At 72.4% G+C, this 3,708-nt stretch carries 5 protein-coding genes; all 5 read left to right on the top strand.

Features of this window, described 5'->3' with window-relative positions; all coding sequences use genetic code 11:
- Positions 1-13: 13 nt before the first annotated feature.
- Complete coding sequence (locus AA75_RS24975) at positions 14-775, top strand: SDR family oxidoreductase (RefSeq protein ID WP_051813273.1); 762 nt, start codon at positions 14-16, stop codon at positions 773-775.
- A gap of 105 nt (positions 776-880) precedes the next feature.
- The gene (locus AA75_RS24970) at positions 881-1,321 is read left to right on the top strand and encodes a hypothetical protein (RefSeq protein ID WP_033822479.1); all 441 of its coding nucleotides are present in this window, start codon (positions 881-883) and stop codon (positions 1,319-1,321) included.
- A gap of 26 nt (positions 1,322-1,347) precedes the next feature.
- Positions 1,348-1,551 (top strand): helix-turn-helix transcriptional regulator, encoded by a 204-nt coding sequence (locus AA75_RS24965; RefSeq protein ID WP_359885923.1) that lies wholly within the window; start codon positions 1,348-1,350, stop codon positions 1,549-1,551.
- Entirely contained in the window at positions 1,548-2,522 is a 975-nt protein-coding gene (locus AA75_RS24960) for an NAD(P)-dependent alcohol dehydrogenase (protein ID WP_033822477.1), read from the top strand. Before AA75_RS24965 ends, AA75_RS24960 begins: the two co-directional genes overlap by 4 nt.
- A gap of 225 nt (positions 2,523-2,747) precedes the next feature.
- Positions 2,748-3,708, top strand: a 961-nt coding sequence (locus tag AA75_RS24955) for a glycoside hydrolase family 16 protein (RefSeq protein WP_033822476.1), incomplete at its 3' end; no start/stop codon positions are given.

Below are 3,708 nucleotides of genomic sequence, written 5' to 3'. Positions count from 1 at the left end.
CCAGGAGCAGCACGTGTCGCAGCAGGTCGCCGTGGTCACCGGAGCCGGCAGCGGGGTGGGCCGCGCGGTGGCGCTGGAGCTCGCCGGGGCCGGCTGGCAGCTGGTCCTGGCCGGACGCCGCGCCGACCCGCTCCGCGGCACGGCCGAGCTGATCGGGGCGGCCGCCCCGGGCGGGCGGCCGGCCGCCGTGGTCCCGACCGACGTCACCGACCCGGCGGCCGTGGACGCGCTCTTCGACGGGACCGCCGGGCGCTTCGGCCGGCTGGACCTGCTGTTCAACAACGCCGGCACGTTCGGTGCGCCCACCCCGGTCGAGGACCTCGGGTACGAGCAGTGGCGTGCGGTGGTCGAGCTCAATCTGACCGGCGCCTTCCTGTGCGCCCAGGGCGCGTTCCGGCTGATGAAGGCGCAGCGCCCGCAGGGCGGCCGGATCATCAACAACGGTTCGATCTCCGCCCACGTGCCGCGGCCGCACAGCATCGCGTACACCGCGACCAAGCACGCCGTCACCGGCCTGACCAGGTCGCTCTCGCTGGACGGGCGGCCGTACCGGATCGCCTGCGGCCAGATCGACATCGGCAACGCGGCGACCGACATGACCGCGGCGATGACGACCGGCGTGCGTCAGGCGGACGGCCGGACGGCGGCCGAACCCACCATGGACGTGGCCGACGTGGCCCGCACCGTCCGGCACATGGCCGAACTGCCGCTGGAGGCCAATGTCCAGTTCGCCACCGTGATGGCGACCGCGATGCCGTACATCGGGCGCGGCTGACCGGGTTCCCCGCGGGCCCGGGGCCGCCACTGCGGCTCCCATGTACAGAAAACTTGACACCGTGTCCGGACTGCTTGACACTCACGGGTGTCAGGTTTTCTTTACATGGGAGCCGCAGTGGCCTTCGAAGAGAAACGCGCCTGGATCATGCTCCTGGTCGCGGTGGTGTCCTACGGGACGTATCTGTCCATCCTGCTCGGACGGCCCGGCGGCCCGCCGCTGGCCGAGCAGCCCTACGCCGGGGCCCTGCTGTGGACGGTCGGCCTGTCGATCGTGGTGTCGATCGTGCTCCACATCGTGGTGTCGATCGCCTCGCCGGAAGGCGCCAACGTCAAGGACCAGCGCGACCGTGAGATCCACCGGGCCGGCGACCACATCGGTCAGTCGTTCGTCGCGATCGGAGCCCTCACCGGCCTCGGGCTCGCGATGGCCGACGCCGACCAGTTCTGGATCGCCAACGCGATCTACCTGGCCTTCACGCTCTCGGCCGTGCTGGCCTCGACCGCCAAGATCGCCGCCTACCGGGTCGGCTTCCAGTCGTGGTGAAACCGCCGACCAGGGTCACCAACACGATCCGGGCCCTTCGCTTCACCCACGGCGAGATGACCCAGGCCGAACTCGCCCGCCGGATCGGCGTGACCCGCCAGACCGTCATCGCCATCGAACAGGGCCGCTACTCGCCCTCCCTGGAGATGGCCTTCCAGATCGCCCGCGTCTTCGCCGTCCCGCTGGACGGCGTGTTCCAGTACCCCGACACCGAAGGAGAGAGCTCGTGAGAGCCATCGTGCACGACAGCTACGGACCGCCCGAGATCCTCCGCGTCGAGGAGCTCCCGCGCCCGGTGCCCGGCAGCGGCGAGGTGCTGGTCCGGATCCACGCGGCCGGCGTCGACCCCGGCGTGTGGCACCTCACCACCGGAAAGCCGTACCTGGTCCGTGCGCTCGGCTTCGGGCTGCGGGCACCCAAGCTCCGCATCCGCGGCCTGGACCTGGCCGGTGTGGTGGAGGCCGTCGGCCCGGGCGTCAGCCGCTTCGCGCCCGACGACGAGGTGTACGGCACCTGCGACGGCTCGTACGCCGAGTACGCCACCACCTCCCAGGACCGGCTCGCCCGCAAGCCCGCCGGCCTCACCTTCGAACAGGCCGCCGCCGTCCCGGTCTCCGGCTGCACCGCACTCCAGGCGCTGCGCGACAGCGGGCGGCTGCAGTCCGGCGGGCGGGTGCTGGTGCTCGGCGCCTCCGGCGGCGTGGGCAGCTTCGCCGTCCAGCTGGCGAAGGCCTCCGGCGCCCACGTCACCGGCGTCTGCAGCCCGGGCAAGGCCGACCTGGTGCGGGCGCTCGGCGCCGACGAGGTGGTGGACTACACCCGCGACGACCCGACCGACGGCCCCGGCCGCTACGACCTCGTGCTCGACGCCGGCGGCAACCGGACCCTCGGCCGGCTGCGCCGCATCCTCGCCCCGGGCGGCACGCTGGTCCTGGTCGGCGGCGAGAGCGGCGGCAACTGGACCGGCGGCTTCGACCGGCAGCTGCGGGCCGTCCTGCTGCCGCCGATCGGCGGGCGCCGGGTGCGCGCGGTGGCCGGCAAGCCGAACCACGACGACCTGGCGGCGCTCGCCGACCTGGTCGAGGCCGGTTCGGTGGTCCCCGCGCTCGACCGGAGCTACGGCATGGACGAGGCCGCCGACGCCATCAACGACCTGATGAAGGGTCACGTGCGCGGCAAGGCGGTCATCCGGATCGGCTGACCGGAACGGCGGGGCGGGGGCCGAGAGTGCGGGTCTGGGAGCGCTCTCGCACGAAGCGTGCGACATGGGTGACACACTGTCATCACAGCGCGTCGAACTCTTCAAGGGAAGACCCCAACTCCCCGATAAATAGCCTTCATCCATTGACAGGTGACATCGGCTCCGATACCAAACGAGAGAGCGCTCTCAGATTCGGCCAGCCCCCCACCCGTCGAGAGGCACCCGATGAGACACCGACCGCACCGACGTCCCCGTACCCGCCGGCTGCTGGCCGCGCTCGGCCTGGCCGGACTGCTGGCCGCCGGCCTCGCCGGGCAGTTCGGCCCGGCGCAGGCCGCCGTCCCGGCACCGAGCGGCTGGACCCAGGTCTTCGCCGACGACTTCAACGGCCCGGCCGGCACCGGCGTCAACACCGCCAACTGGCTCTACACCACCGGCACTTCGTACCCCGGCGGCCCGGCCGGCTTCGGCACCGGCGAGATCGAGACGATGACCTCGAGCACCGCGAACGTGGCGCTCGACGGCGCGGGGAACCTGCGGATCACCCCGGTCCGCAACGCCGCCGGGCAGTGGACCTCCGGCCGGATCGAGACCAACCGGACCGACTTCCGGCCCCCGGCCGGCGGCAAGCTCCGGGTCGAGGCCCGGCTCCAGATGCCGAACGTGACCGGCGCGGCCGCCAAGGGCTACTGGCCGGCGTTCTGGATGCTCGGCGCGCCGTTCCGGGGCAACTACTGGAACTGGCCGGGCATCGGCGAGATCGACATCATGGAGAACGTCCAGGGCCTCAACAACGAGTGGGCCACCCTGCACTGCGGCACCAGCCCGGGCGGCGTCTGCAACGAGACCACCGGCATCGGCGGCCAGCGCGCCTGCTCCCCGGGGACCTGCCAGAGCGGCTTCCACACCTACACCGTGGAGTGGGACCGCAGCACCAGCCCCGAGCAACTGCGCTGGTACCTGGACGGGGTGCAGTTCCACAGCGTGAGCGCCGCCCAGATGGACGCCGGCACCTGGGCGGCGGCCACCGGCCACGGGTTCTTCGTGATCCTCAACGTCGCGATGGGCGGCGGCTTCCCGGGGGCGTTCGGCGGCGGACCGGACGGCGGCACCGTCTCCGGCGTGCCGATGGTGGTCGACTACGTCGGCGTCTGGCAGTCCGGCGGCGGCAACCCGACGCCCACCC

It is taken from the genome of Kitasatospora sp. MBT63, assembly GCF_000710465.2.
Taxonomy (GTDB): domain Bacteria; phylum Actinomycetota; class Actinomycetes; order Streptomycetales; family Streptomycetaceae; genus Kitasatospora.
The sequence above is the reverse complement of the archived record's forward strand: the minus strand, read 5'-3'. Positions and strand labels throughout refer to the sequence as shown.

What these genes read in the sequence shown, in the direction of transcription:
- AA75_RS24970 (WP_033822479.1), top strand. Translation starts at nt 881, where the DNA reads ATGGGAGCCGCAGTGGCCTTCGAAGAGAAACGCGCCTGGATCATGCTC.